Source organism: Chryseobacterium nakagawai (genome assembly GCF_900637665.1).
Lineage (GTDB): Bacteria > Bacteroidota > Bacteroidia > Flavobacteriales > Weeksellaceae > Chryseobacterium > Chryseobacterium nakagawai.
In genome coordinates this window covers 1318629-1341144 of sequence record NZ_LR134386.1, presented here as the reverse complement: position 1 = coordinate 1341144, position 22516 = coordinate 1318629, and the positions used below count along the sequence as shown (strand labels likewise).

The following is a 22516-nucleotide window of genomic DNA, read 5'->3' as shown; positions in this document are numbered from 1 at the left end:
ATGGCAGTTAAAATGCTTCTAATAATGATTGTAAAAAAGATTTAGAATCATCTATATGATAGAATACCATATTTACGGTAAGCCAGTAGACTGAAAATAGTAAAAAAATAAACAATATAAAGATCAGAAAAGTGAGTAATAACCTATTTAATATGATTTTAGATAGATAATATATTAGAGAAAATATTATTGCTGGAATAATTGCTCCAATGAGACCAACATTTATAACGACTTTGCCAATACTTTTTGCATTTACTAATTCTTCATATCTATGTAATAAAATATACCAGCCAGACAAAATAATTGTACATAAAATAAATATCAATAAACTTATAATAATATTTTTCTTACTATTTCCCATATATTTATTTCTTGTTATATTTTGCTTTTTTTTCAGAACTGAATGCACCTTTTAAACCTTCCTCAACTTTCCCCCACAATTGGGTATGGCTTAAGCTATGAGATGCCATAGCTAAATATGCCAGTGAACCCGGTCGTTTTTTCATATCATCCTTAAATATTTCTTCATCTTGCTCTGTAACTAACCCCGCATAATATCTTGTGACAAAGGTATCATATCGTCTAAGGTTTCCTCTTAAAATTTTAAGTTGTGCGTCTAAATTTCCTGTTACGATATATTCAGCATCATCGATATAGCCAATAATCTTTTTCAATTCAAGGGGTTTAATAAACTGACTAAATAACCTCATCAACAAATCTTCCAGCTCCCGGGCATGTACTGCACCTTGTGCTCCTTTTAAAAAAGCATTAAATTCTTTTCTCTTATTTCTGGAATTATAAGGATCATTTTCAAAAATAGGCACATCTATAATGGAAAGTCCTTTGGTTTGCTTTTTGGGAGTCCAGGATGTTTCGTCAATACTATCAGTGATTCCTTTATTTTCTCCAAATACACCCGCTAATAAACTTAAGAGATAGCTATCCTTTGGACTGCTTTTAATGTCAAACAAAATATTTAAAACCCTCAGCCCCTGTGTCAGATTTAAATTTTGTGCCCATGTCACCTTATCATACCCTTTTGTTATGCCGGCATTATAATTATTATAAACATCATAGGTCCATCGTAAGAGATTATTTAAAAGGCTAATAAACGAATCTTTTTCTTTTTGCAGGTTAGAATTTTCAATTTTTAGAGAATCAATATATTGGATAAACTCTTTCGTCATCATATTTATTCCTAAAAAAGCTTTTGCCATTTCTTTCCATGCCGGAATTGCTCTTTTCTTATGGCTATTGGGAAGACCTATCCCCTTAAGATAAGTTAAAATAGTATCGTTATTTACACTTTTCAATGTCTCTATACCCGTTTTAAATTTCTCTACCTGAAAAGACTTCAATAAGCCTTCTAAATTGGTCAAACTGAAGTCTGCAATCAATTGTTGGGTCAGATCATACTCATTATGAACGTTAATGATCTTACAGTCTTTATGTAATTTTCCATGATTCAACTGATGTTTCTTCTGGAAAAAAGGAGTTGATAAATACGTTATACTTTTAACTTTCCATTCTTTAGGAAATTCTGTAATCTTACGAGGCTTCAAAATACTGGATTTTGCAATCATATCCTTACTGGAGATAAGCTCTGTAAACTGATTAATAACGTTACCACCATGTGAATGACCAATGAGATGCAAATGTACCTCCTGATTTTTCCAGCCGGGATATACCCTTAACAGCAGATCAAATAATCTTTCGGAAGCTTTGATTCTTTCCTTAGTATCATTGTCACCAGACCAACTAAAAAAATCCCCTTCAATATGCAAATCAGTAAACTGAGGTCTAAGTTCCTTGATTTTATTCCATAAATTATTTAAACTTTCCTTTGTTTCTTCTTTGGTCTTTTCATCAATATATTTCCAATAGCTTGTATTGGCCTTATGTTTCGTTCCTTCAGTATTTCCAGGATCTGTAGTTCCAGCGACAAACATAAGAATATCAATAATTCTCCCTTTTCTTTTAGGAGAATCTTCGGGGTCTCCATATTTTACCCCTTGTTCTACACCAGTTTCTGTTACAGATTCTCCAGCAGAGGTAATAATATTTCCTTTGGAATACATACTGTGTCCCTCCTGAGATATTTTGGTATAAGTTCCTTTTACAATTCTCGTCCTACTCATAGCTTACTGGTATTAAAATTTCCGTAATGTCAACTATTATTTTTCACTGATGATTTTACCGGTATTGGCATCCATCTGATAGACCACAGGCTTCCAGGCAGCAGGTTCACCGGGAGATGTTTTCATGATTTCCATGAGTTCTTTTTCTGAAAGTTTTTTTCCCTGCATGATCATAATATTCCAGACAGGAATATCCTGATCATATACAATATCATATTTATGGGTTCCGTCATCATTTAATCTTCCAGCTCCTGTTTTAAGGTTAATATACCCTTTTTTATCCAGAAAATTCAATACATCCTGATACTTTATCTTACCGTAATTTTGATTTTCATCTACCGTTTTCTCAAGCTTTCCGCTTTTGTCATAGTATTCGGATTTTTCTACTTTCACCGTTTCACTTACTCTGGTTTCTTTTTTCTTCAAGTTTCCGTTAGGATAAAATTCTTTATAAGCATACAAGAATGATGGTTTAGGAAGTAATTCTTCCAAAGTTCCTGCTTCATCTTTTTCCGGAGCAGACATTGATAAAATGGTGTATCCGCTTTTCAGTTCCAGTATTCCGTTACTTTCCTGGTATTTTTTAAATAAATCAAAATCAAATTTTTCAACCATAGTACTCGTTTTGTGATTCTTTTGAGTTTCTTCTTTTTTAGACTGGCAGGTGCATATTACAAAACATAATATGGAAAGGTAAATTAATAATTTTTTCATTACAGCATAATTTTAGAGTTCAACACTTTCCATTGCCACTTAAAAACACTTATTCTGGGGATTTGTATATGGTGGCAATAGTCCATAAGATTGTTTGTTTTATAAGCTTCGTAAGTATACTTTGCCGGAGCATTCCCATCAAAAGTATGCGGAAGCCCCAGCGCATGCATTAATTCATGGGCAACCGTTTCTTTTGAATGGGTATAAAACTGAACGGTAAAAGTGGTATTAAAAAATGAAAAGCCATTGGTATATGAAGCAATTGCCCCATTCTTCCACCCCGGATAGACATCTTCTATAAAAAAGACTTTGAAATGCGAATCATACTGGCTGCCGTATTTATCCTTAAATTTCCCTTCCAGATAGTCCCTTAAGCCAGAGGAATCATTTATATAATACTTTCCGTTAATCTTTTTACAGAACTTGAATCTGAAGGCATTATACAGAAGATTCCCTGTACAATCAATAGAAAAAGAATTCTGAATGGTTGGGGATACCAACGCCTGATTCAGGCATTCTGTAAAATACTGCTGACTGCCCGGTTTGGGCTTTCCTACTTTAATAACGTCATTAATATCGGTTTTTACGGAAATAAAAAGGGCAGAAATCTTTTTGATATGCGCTGCAGAATTGGGATGAATGATTAAGGCACCACAGACTTCTCCATCTGCTTTTACATATAACATTTGTTCTTTGCTAAACTGTTCCTTACAGGTTATTTTCAGGTAATTGGACTTATCATATTTCCCTACTTTAATCACTCCAATCTCTTTAAGGTTGAGGGACAGGTATTTTTCGGCTTCTTTATCTTTGAACTCAAAAGTCAGCTTTTGAGGTTTCTCTTTAATTTCAATTTTAAGGGTTAACAATGCTGATTTTCCTTTCAGTAATGTAAGCACCGGTATTGGATACAGATAAGGTGTTTTATTGACTTTCTTCCAGGAAATGGAAAGGCTTTTGTAGCTTTTCAGCTTTTTGTCATACATATTGAGATCTTTGTGGAAATTGGTATTCCAACTGTTCCCATTTTTAAACACGGTGACATTATCAGCTTCATAATACTTTCCCATGACAGCTCCGAACCAATTATCTCCCGGTTGTCCGGAATCTCCTTCTCTTAACCAGTCAAAACCAAAATCTGGATTATCTTTGTACTTATCATGAGGCCTGAATTTCACTAAACATTTAGCCATCACTTTTCCAGCGGATGGTTTTGAGGGGTTTCCATAGCTTACACCACCAGTAGCCCCGGTTTCGGTTATTGCAGATCCGGCGGTGGTAATAATATTCTCGTTAGAATACATGCTGTGTCCTTCCTGAGATATTTTAGTATAAGTGCCTTTTACGATTCTCGTCCTACTCATAATGTATGATATTTGATTTTTCGTAATCCCTGTTTTTATTTTTACATCCCTTTATAAAAAGATACTCCTAACATAATATTTATTGAGTAGATTCTTCTTTATATATTATTTATACTCTTTCCTATACACTAACTTTCCATTATCCCATTTTTCTTTTTTGATGACTTTTTTATTTTTGTCATAGTATTTCCAGATTCCCTGATATTTTCCTTTCATAAATTCTCCTTCTGCATAAAGTCGTTCAGTTACACTTGCATTGTCACCCCTTGCTATACTGGGGCTAAACAATGTAATTTTACCATCAATTATATTACATTCATCATCATTTTTCCCACAATATAAACTATCCTTATTTTGTTTTAACTTTCCTAAAGTTAAAACATAGGTAGGTTTTGGAACAGATTCTATTTTTTTCCCTTTTTTAATTTCCGTATATTTTTTTGGAGGAAATTTTGGTGGTCTTTCTACTTTTTGCTGTGCACAAGAGTTTAAAAAAATTATTGAACAAAAAAATAAGGAAAATAAACTCTTCATAATATTATTTATATTCTTTCCTATACATTAACTTTCCATTATCCCATTTTTCTTTTTTGATGACTTTTCCGTTTTTATCATAATACTTCCAGATTCCTTGATATCTTCCCTCTAAGAATTCTCCTTCTGCAAAATTATATGGAACAAGTTTAGGATTGTCATTTCCTGAGGTTTGATAATATGAATAAAGGGTTGTTTTTCCATCAATTATGTTGCATTTATCATTGGCATTCAAACAGAACAAACTATCAACATTTTTTTTCAATTCTGAAGAATTAAAATAATAAGATAATTTTTGGGGTAGTTTATCAATTAATTTATTTTTATCATGTTTTGGTGGTTTTTCAAATTTTTGTTGTGCACAAGAATTTAAAAAAAAAGAAAATATAAAACAAAAGCAAATATATAGTTTCATAATATTATTTATTTTCAATTATAGAGCCATAATAACTTTTCACATCATTCTGCATGACCTGCCACTGCCATCTTATAAATATGTTTCTAGTACTAGAATAGTCCATAACATTTAGAGTCAATTTTTCTTTAAATTTATATTTGTTCTCCTTATAGACCTTTAGATTATCCTCATCTTGTTTTATTTGCTTTTCACCCTTTTCAATATTAACTTTCCCTTCATCAATTTTCTCCTGAATATCCTTATTAATTTTTCGAGTTTCAGAGTTTTCCTTTTCTAATTTATCTATCCTATCTTGAGCTTCTTTTTTATATGGATAATCAGGTTTCTTTTTTTCGTTGGTCCATTTGTCAATTTCTTGTTGCCTAATTCTGATATTTTCCTTGTTTTTCTTCAAAGCAGCTTCATTCCCTTTTGTAATTTCTTTATTTCTAGCTGTGGTTTGTTTATTTTTAAACAATCTCGATTTCAGCTTTTCTAGTTCTTGCTTATATTCTAAATCTCTCCAAAAATAATGTTCCAATCCTAGCGCATGAGCAATTTCGTGAGCATATGTAGATTTATTCTTTAAATTGGAACCAAAAACGATTGCTTCCCGAAAATTTACTGGTTGAGTTCTGCTCACACCACCTTCGTTATCAATTGGGTCTTTATCGATATTTGTAATAAAAAGTAAAATACCTTTAAATTTTTTCCCATCTGCCTCAAAATTTGTTTTATACTCTCTTAAGAATTTATCCAAAATATGTTCATATTCTGCATCTTTTTGTTCCTCTCCATCATCATCAATATAAGATACTTTCCCTCCGGCAGTATCTTTCCTGTTAGTAAAATAATTTCCTGTTTTATTATAAAATGTGCCATTCCAGGTTGTTTCATCAAAAGCAATACGATATTTACTATCTATTTCTACCGTTGTCTTTATCAATGCCTGATTAAGAGAATTTTGATTTAAATACTCTTCTATTTTATCCGTTTTAAAATCTGAAATCAATTGGGAAATCTCAGCTTCCTTATTTGGAGAATCTTTTACTACACAAACTAATCTAACTGGTAAATCATAAATTATTGTATTGTCGATTGCTGTAATTTTACCAATTTCTTTTTTATCCTTGTCTACTGCAACAATCCCCATTTCTTTAGAAGCTTTTATACATTTTATGATAATTTCCTTTGGTTTTCCGTCTGGTATGTATTTTATATTTTCGTTCTTTTTACCATCAATATCCACTTCATAATACTCATTTTTCCCAAAGGAAATTTCAGCTTTACTTATATCATCACCTGCTTTTATTGGCTTACATACCATGTTAAGCTTTATTTCTTGATTAAGCTTCATTAAGCTCAGCCAAGGAATATAGTAAGGTACTTTTAGAGGGAATTTATTATAATCTTTCTTAATCCCATTTTTTAAATCAGGACTAGAGCTTATAGAAACATATTCTTGTTTGGACCCATCGAAGATAAATTCCAAATTCGCTATATCATCGGTCTGTATTTTCAATATGTTATCAGAACTATCTGTATTAAGCCAGTCAAAGCCAAACTCGCCATTGTAAGCAGGTAAAGGCTCAAATTCAATATATAATTCAACACCTGTTTCAAATTCAATAAAAGGGGGGCTCTTCGGGTCACCATAGCTTACTCCGTTCTATACCCCTGTTTCTGTTATTGCTGCTCCGGCATTTGTTATAATATTGGCATTGGAATACATACTATGGCCTTCCTGAGAAATCTTGGTATAAATACCTTTAACGATTCTCGTTCTGCTCATGGCTTAATGTGCTTTTGATTTCTCTCCGCTATTGTTCTGTACTTCTGCCTGAGCGTGTTTATTAACAAATTTTCCGGATTGGATATTCATATCTTTTTCACTCACTTCATGTCGCTCTTTTTTGGTTTCGCTCAGCACATCTCCATCGATCATTTCAGTTAATTTTCCGGTAATAAACATACTTGCATCACCAACGACGGAAGTAAGCTTCATGGCTCCTACGTTTTCAGTATGGTTCAATCCAATACTGTTAGATTTATTCATTCCCACCGTTGTCGTCATATTTTCACCTACATTGATGTTCATATTCTTACAGTTCAGGGTCATGGTCTCCGGTGCAGTGATATTGATATTGCTTCCTGTAGTATCCAGGTGGATTTCGTTGCCACTTTTATCTGTGATAATGATGCTTTCATCTTCAGTAAAAACAATTCTGTGCCCACTTCTTGTCTGGATAGATTTGACACGGTTGTCTGCACCTCCTCCAAGACCAATTCCTCCATGGAACATTCCTCCCATTACAAATGGACGGTCCGGATGGCTATGTACAAAGTTGACCATTACCTGGTCTCCTACTTCAGGAATCGCGACATACCCGCGGTTTTGAGTAATCTTATCAGTTCCTCCTGCATCAGGGGTCATTACTCTCACAAAATGAGTGGTATCATTCATCTGCCAGTCGAATCTTACCTGTACTCTTCCTTGTCCTTCCGGATCTGCATTAGCAATTACCGTTGCGATCTGAGGTTGTGCAATAGGAACATTAAATTCAGGTTTTGGTAAAAATCCTGTATCTGCTGCAATTGATTCAAAGGACCCTTTATAATGTCCAATAGTATCAATTTCATGAACAACTTCTGTAACCATAACTTTGGTAAAATAAGAAGTCTCGTTACTATCCGGCTTTCTCATGTGAATATCTGCCACACATCCCGGATGAAGGAATGGTACTGTAGTAGAGCCGGAAACTGAAAATACACTCACCGCTTCACTTCCTGCAGTACTCCTCTGAGAATTTTCTACATCTAAGTGAGTGGATGCTTTAATTGGGGCCACTTGAAGTGCCGGTGTTTTATAGATTTTATCGTTATGACTATATGCTGTTTTTGCAAGATCTCCCAAATGATTAACAGGAGTGTCACCCGATGTTAATTTCTCATTTTTACTGCTGTTATAGCCGTAGTATTGTGGTTTTGTATGAACAGCCTTTAATTCTACCCTTATGTCGTCAGCATTGCTGCCGTAAGTGAGTTTTATAGGCTTATTCTGTGGTGGAAGTTTTCCAAAGTGAAGAACTTCTCCGTCATAGTAAAATTGTTCACCATAGGCTTCTGCCATTCTTGCAAGGTAGTTATAATGAGTCTCGTTGTATTGGCTGCTGTAAATAATCTGAGAATAGTCATTGGTATCTACTCTGATATCAAAACGTCCTTTATCAATTCCTTGTTTAATTACTTCTTCAGCAATGATTCCCATATTAACAGGCTGTCCGCCTCCAAAACTTTGAATATGGGGAGCACCATCCAATAGGATCGTTGGGCTGTATCCTGAAAGTACAATATTTCCAAGACTCATCTTTTCCTGACTGAATCCTACTTTGGTAATTAATCCTACGAAATTTCTTTCAGGACTATTATCAATATCTTTATAGGAAATAATAGCAGTAAGACGTTTTCCCAAAAACTTATTTGCCTCCTCAAGGGTATGGCTTTGCCTGTCTCCCAATGCATCATGGGCAAGGGTAAGGCTGAATTCGTGATGGTGACTCGCTTTTTGCTTAAGCGTGAAGTGTTTGTAATACTTAATAATTTTCCCCTCCACAACCAGTGAAAGTTTTACCAACCGGTTGATCCCTGCATGATGGTTTTCTGATATCCCATCAGCATTCTGTGAAGGACGGAAAGAAGAACCCTTTGTCTTTGTTTCGGTTTTCATATGCTTTGTGTTTAGTTTAGTATTAAAGATAGCAATATTTTACGAAATAGTCATCATATCAATAAGATATGAAATAATTAATCAATCTAAAATTTGATGTCAGTCAAAAAAAGACCGTCTTTAAAAGAGACAGTCTTTTTTTATATGAATGTTGATAATGTGTAACAATGTTAGCTTGTTGGCCAAAGTCCAGCATACTCAGAATTACCATAGCTGATAGTTTCAGCACTCACGATGAAGCTAATATACATGCTGTTGCTGTCTACAGCATCAAATTCTACCTGGTGTTGGATTACATACCCATTTTGCCAGTTCAAAGTGATTAATGTTCCTTCTTCGTGAGATTTGTTGAAAGTAATTTCTCCTACTGTCGGCTTATATTTCCCGTTCAATAAACTTTCTAAGATATCTGATTTTTCAGTAGCTTCTACTGTAACTTTGATAAGTGCGTTAGAAGGGTCTGATGCTACACGTCCTGATACATCAGTTGATCTTGATACGCTGTAGTTCATTTTTAATAATTTCTGACCTTCTCCGTTGTTAAATTTTAAGATTCCTCTCGAATTTCTTTCTGCCATGATTTGTAAATTTTAATCGTTAGTAATATTTTGTGATTCAGTGATTGTTTAGCAAATATAAAAGGTCTTTTTCGCTAAAAAAAACTTTTCACTATAAATTTGAAAAATTGTAGTAGTTCTACGACTTTTTGTAGTAATTCTACGATACTGGATTTATAAATCAATCCATAACAACCACCAATAAAGCATTTTAAATTTTATCCCCAATTAAGGAGAAAACATACTTTTACACTCAAATGAGAAATAAATGGCTTCATCTCTTCGAAAATTCAAGATTTTCCTTCAAAATTTCATATCAAAAATCAGAAGAAAAAGTTATTGTTTAAATTCATTTAAAAATCTTTCATTTCATATACGACAAACAAAAAGCAGAAGTACTATTACTTCTGCTTTTTATTATGATAAAACGAATCATTAATGTTTAGTATATTCCGGGGCTTCTGTTTGGGTCATAGTCGGAGTAAAGAACTCACTAAGCCAATAGAAGGTTTGTCCGTTTTGCTGGATTTTTACTGCAGGATTATTTCTGTGATTCAGCATTCTTTCTGCCAATTCCTTATAGTTATGGAAATAGGTTCTTACCGTTTCATTACGAACTATTTTTGATTTTCTCCAGCCTTTAAGCTTGAACTTAGCCAATATTTCTTCTTCAGAAAGATCAAATCCGGTACTCATTCCAATGGCATAAGACATTGGCAATTCATAAAGGTCACCTTTATCTAAAAACTTGATCGTTGGATTGTATTTCTTTAACAGTTTTACATATTCCTTGATCGCTTTTGACTGGCTGAAGCCAGGTTTATCAGGCTCAGTATTTCTATATACTTCAGAATAGAAAGCTTTAAGGTTATCATATTCCGATTCAGAAATAAGAATTCCTTTTTCTATACTCGGTGTAATTTCTTTAAGTTCTTTAGGCAAATATCCTTTTACAAGGAATGGATTTCCGTAGTTAATCAGCTGTGCTGCAATTCCTGCAGAAACAGGGTTAGTAAGTCCCGGATACAAGTACTTATATTTTAAATCCACATCTGTTTTCCCAGCCCCTACAGAGGAGTGGAAATATTCATTAAGTGACTTATCAACATTCTGATTATCTAAAGTAACCTGCGCAATAAGACTGTCTACTGATTTTTTCAGGAATCCCGGAGTAGCTATATCTCCTTTTTTAGGAAAGATCACAAATCCCTGAGACATGCTCTGCTTAGGATAAGCTAAAGAGAAAAATCCTTCATCGCCTTCTACCAGGCTGAAGTTATTTTTGGTAAGAACATCAGATTGGTTAATAATTTTTTGCTTTTTAAGTTCTGCAATATTTTTAGCGGTATTGGTTACCACATTTTCAGCCATTAAAACAAAGTCATTATACGTATCTGAAGACCTTGCACTGGTCTGGAACATAATCAATCTTGCCTGAGCCTGGGTAAGGGAACCTATTACACTGTACATATTTCCACTTTGGTTAGCAGAGGTACCCACAGTTACGACAATATTGGTTTCATCAGGAACATTCGAAAGAAGGTTTCCAGCTGCCGTAAGAGCTTCTCCTACCGGCTGGTAGCCATTATTGCTGCTACAGTTCATTTCGTTCGTTTTCTGATCGATAAATGTTGTGATTTTACTGTAATCTGTGCTTAGGTTGGAAACTGCGGTATTGTTACCACAAGGATTATTTTTATATAAAACCACTCCATATTTTACATTATTGAAATACGAAGGTTTCTCAAATCTTAGCTGAAGATCCTGTAACAATGATTTTACAATAGGTGCATAAGGTGCATTCCCCGCACTTATATCCAAAGCAAAAACGATGTTGATGTTTTTATCTCGGTCTGTAATTTCTCTATATCGGTCGAAATAGATAGGTTCTCCCAAAACATTAAAGACATAGTTTTTACTATAATCGAGAATATTGGTAAAATACTTGGTTTTGGAATCCGGAGTTGGAGCCTCATTTAAAGCCAGGGTTACCGGGAAAATGTTTTCTAAAGGTTTTCTCTTATTGACATCTGTAAGAAGAATAGCAGTTCTGTTTTCTGCATCTGAACCTGAAGCACCTGGATATCCTTCACGTACTCCCAATTCGGTATCATTAATTCCTGTTGTATTTTTAAGTTTGATAGCTGAACGCTCACCCCATGTAGAGATGACATTGGAACTCACCCATCCGTAAAGACCTTTCCCTATACTATCAATATCAATTGACGGTTTTTTACCTACCAGAAACCTTTTGTTATTTTCAGCCTGTTTGTAAACATATACCATCTGCCCATTAGGGATCTTAACATTGGCTGCTTCAATAAGACTTGGTGAGTTAAACACCATGATAGAGTCATTCTTATAGTATCTCTCAGCGCTTTTAATGACCTCACTGTTATTAGGCACTACCGCTACTCTTACAGGATATCCTGTTCTTTCGCTTTTCAATGAGTTATTCCATAAAAGGAGGTCAGACTCATGGATCCAGCCGTAGGTTTTAATAGACTTTGAAGAGACTTTTTTCATTAAAGCATCTGGAACATATTCCGCGACCTTTACCATTCCGTCTCTATGCTTCAACACCATTAAAGGCTCCAAAAATTTTACTTCTTTATATGATTTTTCATCATCTTTATCCAAGTAAGCCGTATTTCTTGACCTGTCTGAAATAACAATCCATGGAACGGATTTTTTAGGATAGCCGTTGACAACTGTTGAATTATCTACCTTTCCATATTGAGAGGGCTCAGGCGTCTTTTTTGAAGGAAGCTTAACCTGGCAACTCGTTAATAATACAGATAATCCTATGTAATATGCTGCTAGAGGAAATTTATTTTTCATCCTATTTTATCTTTTTATGATTGGTACATCCGGAAATCCGAATGGTATTATTTGCTTTGGTTTATATCTACTTTCGTTACACAGTTCTGTGTATCATCTAAGTTAACCTTCACGGTCTGTATCACAGTATTTTTATCAAACTGAAGACCCGCACAGTACATATAGAAGTTATTTACTTTACTGTCATTTACTTTTACCACTGTGTTTTCATTGTTACACAGATAAGTTTTCAACAAGTAATTATAATGCATATTAAAACTGTTGCCATTAGCAATCTGCTGTAAATGATATTTGAAATCGTTATCAACTTTTGCATAAGAATCTTCTATAGATACTTCTTCCTGTTCCAAAGAGTTATAAGCTGGAAGAATTTTGATACGGTGGTAGATAGGCTCCTGACTTTCTTCTGTATACAGGGTTACCACATAATCTCCAGGTTTTTTATAAGCATAGATAGCCAGCTTATCTTTAGAATCCGTATTTCCTGTTTCTCCAAACTTCCATGCAAATTGGGCTGCGTTGGAAACAGCACGGAACTGTACATTCTCATTCTGCATTGCCTGTGTCTGAGCTTCTATAATTGTTTTAGACTTTGTAGTGTCTTTAGATTGTTTGACGCTTCTTGCAGTTACCATTACCGGGAATGATTTTGTGTATTTGTTGTCAACAATCAAACTTACCTGGTAATATCCAGGTTTATTATAGAAGTGAATCCCACTGTTTTTATCAGAAGTTGTTCCGTCTGCAAAATTCCATCTTTTGGTTTTGGCAAACTGAGTTTTATCTTCAAATAAAAGGGTATCTCCTACCGACAATGTAGAGGGATAAACTACTGCAACAATATCATCAGCAGAATGGATCACTTTTTTCTGCAGCCAAAGTGCAACAAGTGCTGCGATGAGCAATGTTGCAATAACACCGATAATAATGTTCTTTTTGTTCTTTTGAAAATAATTCATAGTTAATAATTGTGATGTGTTTTATTTAAAGTTCCTAAATTCATTATTAGTTTACTGAGTACGAGCTTTCAAATCACTCTTACGCTGATAAATCTTGTCCTGCTTATCCTTAAATCCTATTCTGCACTCCTCTACCTGCTTTTCAAATCTTTTGATATCTTCCGAAGTGGTAGAAATCACCTTTTTATCTTCGTAATACATCTTATAGAATTTAGCAATTTGTGGATAAGCATCTTTTCGGGTATCCACCATATCATGACGTTTAAAATAGTCATTCAGATCATTTATGCCTATAAAGATATTATTTTCCACAAAAGGCTGTGGAGCCTCATCAGTAAGTTTGCTTATCATGGTATATGTACTGTCCATGATAGGAATAATGATCTTTTGGTGTTGTTCAAATTCAGCCTTCTGTTCAAGATTCTGAATTCCTCTTACGTCTTCATCAGAAAATGGAGATTCAAATCCTTTTAAAAAGAGAACTCCCAAAAATATCATGGCAGTTACAAGCATCAGTATTAAATAAAAAAACTGATAATGCCTTTCCTTCTTAGATAGTGTAATTTGTCCTTGCATATCTTTATCTTTTATTTATTATCTTCTTCTGCCTCCTGTGAAATTTCTTGTAGGATCTTTTCTAAGCTCATTATTGGCTCTGCTTACTTTTCCCATGCATTCATCCAGATCTCTGATAACTGTTTTCTTTTTGTATTCTACCCCACTAATCTTAGTCTTTAGGGTAAGCATAGGACCAATCTGCTTCATTAATGTAGCATAGTGCTTAAAGCTTTTTGTACTGTCTTTCCCCATAATACTTTTAACATTTTCAACGTTATCCATAATATTGGTTCTGAGAAAAACTTCATTTTCCACCTTGTTCATATCAAGCTGGGTCATCTTTTCGTAAATTTCATCCACATTATCTTTCAGCATATCACTTCTGCGCATTAATTCTTTGTAAGCTTCAGCTTCACGACTTATCCCCTCACGTTGTATATCATAGCTCTTAAAGAAGAGGTACAAACAACTAAAGGATACTACGGACAAAACAACAAATGAAAGGATAAACTTCCAAATGCCCGTTCTGACGTCAGATTTGTTCAATTTTTTTTCCCTGTTCGAAGACATATATTTGCGATTTGTTTGGCCTGTGAAAATATAAAAAAAAAATTTTATGCACAATACGTATTTTCCCTGTCACGCATTCGTGAAATCCCGGTTTAAATTAATATTAATTTTCTCTTTAATAAGTTTTTCATAAATTAGGCCTCTGAATTTTGAATATCATTTGCCAAATCGATATTAAGAATGAGTAAAATATTATCTAATACCGTGCGCTTTTCTATTGCAGACAGTGATTTTTATTTTAAAAAAATAATGATCAAAACTTTGATGGAAAACCCTTTCTATATGCTATTGAACGACTGTAACAATGGCCACGAGCTTGTGAACAGAATTTACAGAAGACAAGAAGATGTATTCATCATAGAACTGTTTATGCCGGTATTAAGCGGAATTGAAGCCATTAAATATATAAGGAAAAACAACGCAGAAACGCCCATTATCACTTATTCTGGTACTTATCAGGAGGATATGGCTGAGATTCTGTCGAGAATACCCAATATATACTACTGCCAGAAGAACAGTACCATTATTAAAGATATCATTAAAGGAAGTATTGCTTCTGATGAGTTTGATTACCAGGCCTATTCGAAGAAGTGGGAGCAGCAGCCGCTTGCCGTACAGGAATATATGGACCGGCAAAAGAAAGGACAGGAAGAGCTTTCTCCGGCTGAGATACAGCTTATGAGATTTTGTTATGAAGGTTTCAGTAATAAAGAAATTGCAGAAAAACTGAATCTGAGTACAAGAACGATTGATACTTACATCAACCGTCTTACGGAGAAACTGGGATTAAAGACTAAACTTCATCTTATCCGTTTCTGTGTGGAAAATGGATACTACAATTCCAGCATGTAGTGATTATGGGATATAGAGTGTGTAGCAGAAAGCTCTTATAAGTTCATTGCTATACGTTCCATTTCTTATTATTATTGATGATTTTTCATCATTATACTACAATATTATTTTATTGTTAAATTATCTCGAACCTGCGTTAATATAGCATATACATTAATAGCTCAACTATTTGAACAAAAATATTTTGCCACTAATTTGCTAGTATTCAATTTTTTTAACTAAATTTGCACACCTAAAATTTAAAATTAAAATAAGGAAATGACAAAGGCAGAATTGGTAAACACCATCTCAAATAAGTTGGGAACAGAAAAGAATGAAACACAGAAAGTTGTAGAAGCTTTTATGCAGGAGATCAGAACTTCTATGTATAATGGGGATAACGTTTATCTGAGAGGTTTTGGATCTTTTATCATTAAAACAAGAGCTGCTAAAACAGGAAGAAATATTTCTAAAAACACTGCGATTGAGATTCCTGCTCATAACATTCCTGCTTTCAAACCTTCAAAATCTTTTGTTGAGAAAGTAAAAACGAAAGTTGCAGTAAAATAAGAACATTAACTGAATATTAACTAGTTACTAAAAAATTAAAATTATGCCAAGCGGAAAGAAAAGAAAAAGACACAAGGTTGCGACTCACAAAAGAAAGAAAAGAAGAAGAGCAAACAGACATAAGAAAAAATAATCTCTTTTTCTCGAGATTTACAATATAATGATATAGTTGGTGGTTTTAAATTTTTAAAGTTCACCGACTATATTTTTGTTTGCAACTATAAGATTCCGCGGAAAACGGATGGCTTCAAATATTATTTTAACAAAAATATAATGGTTTTCATTCTAAATCCTTATATTTAATAGATGAATTAATCTAGAACAATACCAATTTCCTAAAATCTTAACAATTTTATCTTATAACAAAATGAAGAAAGAACTAATAGTTTCGCATGAAGATGATCTTACAAAGATTGCACTGCTGGAAGACGGAAGACTATGTGAACTTCATGAGCAAGAGGACAAAAGCGATTTTATAGTTGGAGATCTGTTTATAGGAAGAGTAAAAAAACTGGCCCCTAACCTTAATGCAGCATTCGTAAATATAGGATATGACAAGGATGCATTCCTGCATTATCAGGATCTGGGACCACAATATCTTACATACAGAAAGTTTTTGAAAGATACAATCTCTAAAAAACAAAACACTTCAAGCTTAAAAAATTTCGAGATACAGCCCGAAATAGATAAAAACGGAACGGTAGACAAAGTCATTGCAAAAGATGACCTGGTTCTTTTACAAATTACCAAGGAGCCTATTTCCACAAAAGGCCCCAGAATTTCTACCCAAGTTTCACTGACAGGACGTTTTTTGGTTCTAATTCCATTCGATAATAAAGTTTCCATTTCCAAAAAGATCAAGAGTTTTGAGGAAAAGGAAAGATTAAGAACTCTGATAGACAGCATTAAGCCTGAAGGTTTTGGAGTAATTATCAGAACTGTAGCCGAAGGAAAAAAGGTAGCCGACCTCCATAATGACATGAATCAACTGATTCAGAAATGGGAAAGCACCTTTAAAAATATCCAAAGAAATAAAGTTCCGTCTAAAGTTTTAAGCGAAGAAGACAAAGCTTCAGCTATTTTAAGAGACAATTTTAATCAGGATTTTGTGAATATCATCTGCGACGATGAGCAAATGGTAAACGAAATGACCAATTATGTTGAAGTAATTGCTCCTGAAAAGAAAAACATTGTCCAGTTTTATGATTCTCATATTCCACTTCTGGAATATTATAATGTTGAAAAACAGCTAAAACAGAGCTTCGGAAAACATGTAAACATACCAAGCTCCAAAGGTGCTTATCTTGTTATTGAACACACAGAAGCACTTCACGTCGTAGACGTTAACTCCGGAAACAATATTACTACCGGAACTGCTGTTAATAAAGAACATGCTCTTAAAGTAAACAAAATGGCAGCCACTGAGATTGCCAGACAGCTTCGCCTCCGCGATATGGGAGGTATCATTGTGATCGACTTTATCGACATGCCAAACTCAGAGCACAGAAGAGAGCTCTATGAACACCTTAAAGAGGAAATGAAGCGCGACAAAGCGCGGCACAAAATTCTTCCTCCAAGTAAATTTGGACTGATCCAGATTACCAGACAAAGAAACCGTCCGGAAAAACAGATCGAAACCAAAGAAGAAAACCCGAACAAAGATGGAGAGATTGTAGCTCCAATTGTTATCGTGGAAAGAATGGGTGAAACACTAAGAAACATCCTGCAGAAAGAAAAAGGAAAAATCTACCTGCATGTACATCCATTTGTAGAAGCCTATTTAACCAAAGGCATCAAAAGCATCCAAATGAAATGGTTTATCAAATACAAAAAATGGGTAACCATTGTTCCAAGGGATTCTTTTAAATATTTAGAATACAGAATTTACAATTCCAAAAAAGAAGAATTGATAGAATTCTCTAATTAAGACAAAATTTAAAACCTTCAGTTTCTACTGAAGGTTTTTTTATACATTTGCATAAAAACAAAGTAAATCCATAAAAATTACAACCAATCAACCAAAAAGACTCAATGTATTATAAATAAATACCCTTTTTTGTTACTGAATTTAAAACTAAAATATAACCATGACAAAAACAATATTTTTCGTACTACTTTTGGTAGTACAAAATGCTTTTTCACAAAACATTTATAAAGATCCCGGATTTGCTTCAAACGGAGTATACAATGTGAACAATTATGCTTGGTCAATGGCTCAGGATACTTCTGGCAGAATATATTCTTCTTATTCCTTACCCAATACTAATGAATCTTTTGTATTCAGGCTTACAACCCAGGGAAACTTAGATTCAACTTTTGGAAACAATGGAATTGCTCAACTCCCTTATTATACTCTTCAAAACCAATTAAAAATACAGCAAGATGGAAAGGTGGTAATATTAGGTCATTCCGGTACTGCCCGAGTAACCAGATTACTCTCTAATGGCCAGCTAGACACCTCATTTGGCACAAATGGCAGCTCTATGGTTCCAAGTATCAACAACAGTGATACAGATACCCGTTCTTTTGGGCTTATTTTACAGAATGAAAAAATTATTGTTCATGGAATAAGTTCATATACCCAGCACAGAATATGCAGATTCAACGCTGATGGAAGTATTGACATGACTTTTGGTAACTACGGATCTCTTATCACAAGGGGAGCATTTCCATTGGGAACATTTGTACTTCTCGATCAGCAGAACAATATTACCTGCCTCACAGGAACCGGCAGCACTGGCGGTATTTACAATGGTATTATTGAAAAATACAATTCTAACGGACAACCCATTACCAGCTTTGGAAACAATGGCATCTTAGAATTACCTTATAACTTATGGCATGTTGGTGATGCTATAATAGACAGCAATAATAAAATTGTTTATTCCAATGAGCATCTTGAAATTTTCAGACTCAATTCAGATGGAACCCCTGATAATACATTTAATTATGATTTATCTACTTACTCTGGTCTTAATGGAGGAGCCTGGATTCAAAGTATTGTTGAAAAAAATGGGAATTATTATATTGGAGGAAATGGAGAAGGGGATTTTGCTTCTACTTATTTTATTTCAAAGCTAAATCAAAATGGCTCAGTAAATTCTACTTTTGGTTACTATTCAGAAAGTTCTAATTTACTTTCAATTAAAGAAATGGTGGTTAATCCTAATAACATCATTGTAAAAGGAAGTGGACATATTGTAAAGTATATTGCTAATAATGGGCTTTTATCAACCACAGAAATTCCTAAAGTGAACCCCGCTATTTCTTTTGAAAATCCTGTTAAGCAAAACCTGATTTATCAATCAAAAGAAAGAGTACTCAAAATAGAAATATCTGCTGCTGATGGAAAGCTTGTAAAAACTATAAAAGATTCCGGGAGCCTACTTTCAGACTTACCTAAAGGTCTTTATATTGCTAAAGTTACTTTTGAAAATGGAAGCATTACCATCAAAAAACTTATTAAGAATTAAAGCTTGAACTCCGGTTTTTACCGGAGTTTTTTGTTACCTTAGTACTGACATTAAAAATACGCATTCAACGTTGGTAGGTCAGGATTATTTAGAATAAAACATAGGGGGCTTTTTTATATTCTAAAACAAACTAAAACCTACGTCTATTGATATACAATCTTTACTCTACAATTTATGAAAAATCACCATTACAAGACCACGATTCAATGGACAGGAAACAAGGGAACCGGAACCAGCGGTTACAGAGACTACGAAAGAAGCCACATCATTTCAGTAGAAAATAAGATAAACATTGAAGGATCGTCTGATCCGGCATTCCGTGGAGATAAAACAAAATACAATCCTGAAGAAATGTTTCTTTCCTCCCTGTCTTCATGTCATATGCTTTGGTATCTTCACTTTTGCTCTGAGGCAGGAGTTATCGTCATTGATTATAAAGATGAAGCTATTGGAATTATGGAAGAAACCACTAATGGCAGTGGGCATTTCACAGAAGTAACACTCCACCCTACCATTACTGTTTCGGAGGAGTCTATGATGGAAAAAGCAAAAGAACTTCATCATAAAGCCAGTGAATTTTGCTTTATTGCCAACTCAGTTAATTTTCCTGTAAAACATATCCCTACTCTGTTAGTTAAATAAAAAAATATTTCCTAACAAAACTTCAGGAAACACCAGCAATATTAAACATTAAGCTATAATAACTCTAAATTTAATACTCAAAACTCAACAAAAAGAGATTTATTTAGCAAATAATCAATAAAAATAACATTTTATTACAATAATAATCATAGAAAATTAAAATTATTTATCGATATCATTCATTATGTTAAGTTTTTTTTATATTTTTACATAAACAAAACCAACCATGATGAAACCAAGATTAACTATTTTTGATGAACCCATGTTGTATACAGAGGGTTTATCAAAATTACTAATGCAGAGCAAAATTTTCAATACAATAGACATCTGTAATTCATTAGAAACTCTCTCCGAACAACTAAAAGACGAGCCGCCTGAAATGCTTGTTATGAGTTCCAATATTCTTATGCTTACTGAGATATGCAAATCTGTAGAAAGTATCGTATCAAAACATAATCATATTAAAATTATTATCATTGGAAGCTGTTATGATGTAATAGATATCAGAAAGCTATTCAATAAAGGCATTAAAAGCTATTTGGATAAAAACTGCAAATATGATGAATTTCTAAAAGCTATTAATGCTTTGTTACTGAACGAAATTTATATTTGTGACCATGCTAAGGAAAGGATGCTGAGTTTCATCAGTAATGAACAGGAGAAGCGTAATTTCCACATCAGAGATCCCCTTACCCGTCGTGAAATGGAAATTCTAAAACTGATTTGCGATGGCTTCAGCAGCAAAGACATCTGTGAAAAACTCTTTATAAGCATCAATACGGTAGAAACACATCGAAAAAAAATTCTTTTGAAACTCAATGTAAAAAACACTGCGGGAGTCGTAAAATATGCTATTGAAAATCATATTGTCGACTGATTGACACCTCCAGATCAATAACCTAAAAAATTCCAAACCTTCCGGCCTGGAATTTTTTTTGCTTCGTTCCAAATTTCCGCTAATAAAGAACTTGCAAACCAAAAATTATTAATTAATATTTTAGAAAAAAGTCAATGATGAATGGCCAATTCGCTTTGTGTTTCAATTTTTTATCCGGGCAAAAGTTCATTATTTACTTGCGAAACACCATTCACTATTGACATTGATATCAACGTTACCTTTACACCTCTCCTATTCATAGTCCGGCATTTCACCATTACTGAAAAGTGTGGCTCGTGAAAGATCTGTCATACTGCTGTTAAGATCTATAACCATTACATTTCTTTGTGAAATATTATCATTGGAAGTATTCATAAAAATCACCTGGGCATTATTGGGTGAAAATCTTGGGTCCAGATCATTAGTTCCTAAGGCTTTTTCGCTTTCTGAAGAAATATCATTTACCGCATTATTCGTTAAATTATAAATAAAGATATGAGAATCCAATTGGCGATAATTTCCACTTCCATCCTGATAGCCTGATAAGTCACGGGTAAAAAGAAGAAGCTGGCCATCTACAGAAAAGTTAAGTCCTCCAGCGGCTCCAGCAGATCCGGATAATACTGTTTTAAGAACATTTCCCATCATATCTATAACATAAATATTTGCATTATAGCCGCTATAATCGTTTGTTTTTATGGCAATTTTACTTCCGTCATAGCTCCAGTCACATTCTGAAATCATGCTTCCGTCTGGAGTAGTGTATACTTGGGTCAATCCACTTCCATCTTTATTGATCCGGTATAATTTATTGAAGTTTGAATAAATGATCTCTTTACCATTGGTACTCCAGGCAAAATCCACTTCGTAAGTATTAAAACCTGCTACTGGAACAGTAGTTACTTTAAACGGATTGGAACCATCCGGATTTGCAGTATAAATATGCGTACTGCCTCCTTCAGTTCGGAGAAAAGCAACGAGACCTGCATTATTATTTTTCCGTGGCCGCCAGCTGTTATAAGATGAATCTGTAAACTGGAAGCTATTTCCCTGTTCGTCACTTGACATGATGACAAAGTTACCATTCATCTTTCTCACATAATGGTATCGGTTAGCTGGAACTGTATTGGTTGTAAATTTACCGGTCTGACTTAAAACTGGCTGGTGAATGCCGTCCGAAACAGACACCTGCCAGAAGTAACTTACACCAAACTTCAGACTTGAAAGTGTATAATGATTCACTTTCAAATCATTAACCTGTATCACATTAGTGTCAAGATTATTTTTAATTGTTAAACTATATTTTAAAACGTCTGCTGTATCTGGATCGGTTGCACTCCAGGTCAGCTCAACACTCAATGGCTGATTGACCGCATTATCTATCGGACTTAGAAGCTGCGGTGTGGTAGGTGGAGAATTCAGTGAAGTATCATCATCCATTTCAAATACCACTGTTACCACCTGATTTTGATTCTGCATATTGACAGACTGAAAGCTTGTAATATATCCTGAAAGCTCTGCTTTCAATGAATAATTACCTATCGGCATTGCCGCAATTTCAAAAGAACCATCTGTACCACTGAAAACGGTTTGTGTGGTAGGATTGGTAAAGATCTTCACATTCGCAAGGGGCACATTGCTGCCTCTTTTCACTACTTTTCCTCTTAGAATTCCTGTTTGAGCCTGTTCTACAAGGTCTTCATTGCACGAAAACAGACAAAAAATCAGGATGAATATGCTTAGTATTTTGATTAAAGTTTTCAT

Annotated in this window: 20 protein-coding genes; 6 read left to right on the top strand and 14 right to left on the bottom strand. The window is 34.1% G+C overall.

Going from position 1 to position 22516, the window contains the following annotated elements; translation table 11 throughout:
- Positions 1-365 precede the first annotated feature (365 nt).
- From EL260_RS06105 to tssO, 13 genes are all read right to left on the bottom strand, one after another.
- Positions 366-2138 carry a hypothetical protein gene (locus EL260_RS06105; RefSeq protein WP_123859308.1) on the bottom strand — a complete coding sequence of 591 codons (1773 nt, stop codon included), beginning with the start codon at positions 2136-2138 and terminating at the stop codon, positions 366-368.
- Between the two features lie 36 nt (positions 2139-2174).
- Positions 2175-2852, bottom strand: coding sequence for a hypothetical protein (locus EL260_RS06100; RefSeq protein WP_123859307.1), 678 nt, complete (start codon positions 2850-2852; stop codon positions 2175-2177).
- On the bottom strand, positions 2852-4216 hold the full coding sequence (locus tag EL260_RS06095) for a zinc metalloprotease (protein WP_123859306.1): 1365 nt from the start codon (positions 4214-4216) through the stop codon (positions 2852-2854). The genes EL260_RS06100 and EL260_RS06095 overlap by 1 nt, the downstream gene beginning before the upstream one ends.
- Positions 4217-4321: 105 nt before the next feature.
- Positions 4322-4750: a hypothetical protein gene (locus tag EL260_RS06090; RefSeq protein ID WP_123859305.1), complete on the bottom strand. Its 429-nt coding sequence runs from the start codon at positions 4748-4750 to the stop codon at positions 4322-4324.
- A 4-nt stretch (positions 4751-4754) separates the two neighbouring features.
- Complete coding sequence (locus tag EL260_RS06085) at positions 4755-5165, bottom strand: toxin-antitoxin system YwqK family antitoxin (protein ID WP_123859304.1); 411 nt, start codon at positions 5163-5165, stop codon at positions 4755-4757.
- Positions 5166-5169: 4 nt separating this feature from the next.
- Positions 5170-6669, bottom strand: a complete 1500-nt coding sequence (locus EL260_RS06080) for a hypothetical protein (protein WP_123859303.1) — start codon at positions 6667-6669, stop codon at positions 5170-5172.
- Positions 6670-6816: 147 nt separating this feature from the next.
- Entirely contained in the window at positions 6817-6939 is a 123-nt protein-coding gene (locus EL260_RS26100; protein WP_262696996.1) for a hypothetical protein, read from the bottom strand.
- Between the two features lie 3 nt (positions 6940-6942).
- Positions 6943-8874: a type VI secretion system Vgr family protein gene (locus EL260_RS06075; RefSeq protein WP_123859302.1), complete on the bottom strand. Its 1932-nt coding sequence runs from the start codon at positions 8872-8874 to the stop codon at positions 6943-6945.
- 170 nt (positions 8875-9044) lie between these two features.
- Complete coding sequence (gene tssD, locus EL260_RS06070) at positions 9045-9452, bottom strand: type VI secretion system tube protein TssD (protein ID WP_045493871.1); 408 nt, start codon at positions 9450-9452, stop codon at positions 9045-9047.
- A gap of 414 nt (positions 9453-9866) precedes the next feature.
- Positions 9867-12272, bottom strand: coding sequence for a type VI secretion system protein TssR domain-containing protein (tssR, locus tag EL260_RS06065; protein WP_123859301.1), 2406 nt, complete (start codon positions 12270-12272; stop codon positions 9867-9869).
- Between the two features lie 47 nt (positions 12273-12319).
- On the bottom strand, positions 12320-13231 hold the full coding sequence (locus EL260_RS06060; RefSeq protein ID WP_123859300.1) for a PKD domain-containing protein: 912 nt from the start codon (positions 13229-13231) through the stop codon (positions 12320-12322).
- Between the two features lie 51 nt (positions 13232-13282).
- The gene (locus tag EL260_RS06055; RefSeq protein ID WP_123859299.1) at positions 13283-13807 is read right to left on the bottom strand and encodes a type VI secretion system transmembrane protein TssO; all 525 of its coding nucleotides are present in this window, start codon (positions 13805-13807) and stop codon (positions 13283-13285) included.
- An 18-nt stretch (positions 13808-13825) separates the two neighbouring features.
- The gene (gene tssO / locus EL260_RS06050; protein WP_123859298.1) at positions 13826-14359 is read right to left on the bottom strand and encodes a type VI secretion system TssO; all 534 of its coding nucleotides are present in this window, start codon (positions 14357-14359) and stop codon (positions 13826-13828) included.
- 180 nt (positions 14360-14539) lie between these two features.
- Here tssO and EL260_RS06045 point away from each other — a divergent pair, with 180 nt between their 5' ends.
- The 6 genes from EL260_RS06045 to EL260_RS06020 all read left to right on the top strand — a co-directional run bounded on the left by EL260_RS06045 (position 14540) and on the right by EL260_RS06020 (position 20752).
- Complete coding sequence (locus tag EL260_RS06045; protein ID WP_123859297.1) at positions 14540-15211, top strand: response regulator transcription factor; 672 nt, start codon at positions 14540-14542, stop codon at positions 15209-15211.
- Between the two features lie 258 nt (positions 15212-15469).
- Positions 15470-15760: an HU family DNA-binding protein gene (locus EL260_RS06040; RefSeq protein ID WP_002984212.1), complete on the top strand. Its 291-nt coding sequence runs from the start codon at positions 15470-15472 to the stop codon at positions 15758-15760.
- A gap of 367 nt (positions 15761-16127) precedes the next feature.
- The gene (locus tag EL260_RS06035; protein ID WP_123859296.1) at positions 16128-17687 is read left to right on the top strand and encodes an Rne/Rng family ribonuclease; all 1560 of its coding nucleotides are present in this window, start codon (positions 16128-16130) and stop codon (positions 17685-17687) included.
- 160 nt (positions 17688-17847) lie between these two features.
- Complete coding sequence (locus EL260_RS06030; RefSeq protein WP_123859295.1) at positions 17848-19233, top strand: T9SS type A sorting domain-containing protein; 1386 nt, start codon at positions 17848-17850, stop codon at positions 19231-19233.
- A gap of 174 nt (positions 19234-19407) precedes the next feature.
- On the top strand, positions 19408-19875 hold the full coding sequence (locus tag EL260_RS06025) for an OsmC family protein (RefSeq protein WP_123859294.1): 468 nt from the start codon (positions 19408-19410) through the stop codon (positions 19873-19875).
- 226 nt (positions 19876-20101) lie between these two features.
- The gene (locus EL260_RS06020) at positions 20102-20752 is read left to right on the top strand and encodes a response regulator transcription factor (RefSeq protein ID WP_228445338.1); all 651 of its coding nucleotides are present in this window, start codon (positions 20102-20104) and stop codon (positions 20750-20752) included.
- Positions 20753-21004: 252 nt separating this feature from the next.
- Here EL260_RS06020 and EL260_RS06015 read toward each other — a convergent pair whose 3' ends face one another.
- The gene (locus tag EL260_RS06015; RefSeq protein WP_123859293.1) at positions 21005-22516 is read right to left on the bottom strand and encodes a carboxypeptidase-like regulatory domain-containing protein; all 1512 of its coding nucleotides are present in this window, start codon (positions 22514-22516) and stop codon (positions 21005-21007) included.